Here is a 560-nt window from a genome sequence, read left to right as displayed (position 1 = left end):
GTTGAAGCCGTCGGCGCCGTAGGCCTCGAAGCGCTCCTGGAGCGCGTCGGCGACATCCTCGGCGGTGCCGACGAGCGTCCAGTGCCCGCGGGCTCCAGCGATGCGAAGATAAAGGTCGCGGATCGACAGGTTCTCGCGTCGCGCCAGCGTCACCAGCAGCGCCTGCCGGCTCTTGCCCCCGTTCGTCTCCGGCACGTCCGGGACCGGCCCGTCCTCGGGGTAGCCCGTAAGATCGATGCCGAGCATCCGCTCGAGGAGCGAGCGGCCGACCACCGGATGGACCAAGGCCTGCACGGAATCGTACTTCGCTTGCGCCTCGCTCCGCGTGCGGCCGAGGAACGGCATCGCGCCCGGCATGATCTTGAGGTCGTCCGGCGCCCGGCCGTGGCGGGAGAGCCGCCCTTTCACGTCGGCGTAGAACGCGACCGCGTCCTCCAATGTGACTTGTGCGGTGAAGATCACCTCGGCGGTGCGGGCGGCGAGCGCCTTGCCGGCCTCGGAGGAGCCGGCCTGCACCACCACCGGGTGACCTTGCGGGGGGCGCGGGACGTTGAGGGGGC

The 560-nt window shown here is 71.1% G+C and carries 1 protein-coding gene; it reads right to left on the bottom strand.

Going from position 1 to position 560, the window contains the following annotated elements; genetic code table 11:
* Positions 1 to 560, bottom strand: a 560-nt coding sequence (locus QR78_RS31780) for an LLM class flavin-dependent oxidoreductase (protein ID WP_048431639.1), incomplete at both ends; no start/stop codon positions are given.

Origin of the sequence: Methylobacterium indicum (assembly GCF_001043895.1) — a bacterium.
Classification (GTDB): domain Bacteria; phylum Pseudomonadota; class Alphaproteobacteria; order Rhizobiales; family Beijerinckiaceae; genus Methylobacterium; species Methylobacterium indicum.
The sequence above is the reverse complement of the archived record's forward strand: the minus strand, read 5'-3'. Positions and strand labels throughout refer to the sequence as shown.